The following is a 556-nucleotide window of genomic DNA, read 5'->3' as shown; positions in this document are numbered from 1 at the left end:
CAATTCGACATTCGACGGGAAAACGATGATCGGATTGCGACCGTCGAGAAGACGGTCGGGATGAAAGCTGGTCAGCGCCTCCAGCACCGCAAGGGTCCGGTCCGACAGGCCATAGGCCACCCGCGCTTCTGTGAGGGCGCGAAGAAGCTGCCATTTGTCGGCCGTGCCGGCATCATTGCCGGATCCTTCGGTCTTGAGTGCATGCTGCCGCTTTGCGACTGCGCTCTGCAGGCTGAAAATTTCAGCACACATCCGCGCGCCGCCAAAAGGCGTCGTTGCAATGCGTTCCATGGGTTGGTCCTCTTTGCGAAGAGGCAAGAGGCTCCGCACCCGCTATTTCAGGCCGCAAATCATCCTTCGATGGTCACGCTTTCGCATAACCGCCGCTTGACTTTGGGCGCTGGAAGTGATTCTCTTGAACTGCGACATAAAAGAGGGCTTCCGAAATGGCGACGTTTTGGGGCCTTTTTTCTTGCTTCCGAGCTATCCTTTCTGCTCTGTTTCCTTAATTCATTGAACGGTTCTCACCGCCCCCAGGCGTCGTGAATCAGCCGCT

Annotated in this window: 1 protein-coding gene; it reads right to left on the bottom strand. The window is 56.8% G+C overall.

Features of this window, described 5'->3' with window-relative positions; genetic code table 11:
- The coding region (locus tag P7F60_RS22310) for a helix-turn-helix domain-containing protein (protein ID WP_277919889.1) at positions 1-330 on the bottom strand (330 nt) is incomplete at its 3' end.
- Between the last annotated feature and the right edge of the window lie 226 nt (positions 331-556).

Origin of the sequence: Rhizobium sp. YJ-22, assembly GCF_029601685.1 — a bacterium.
Classification (GTDB): Bacteria; Pseudomonadota; Alphaproteobacteria; order Rhizobiales; family Rhizobiaceae; genus Metarhizobium.
This window is presented reverse-complemented; position numbering and strand designations above follow the sequence as displayed.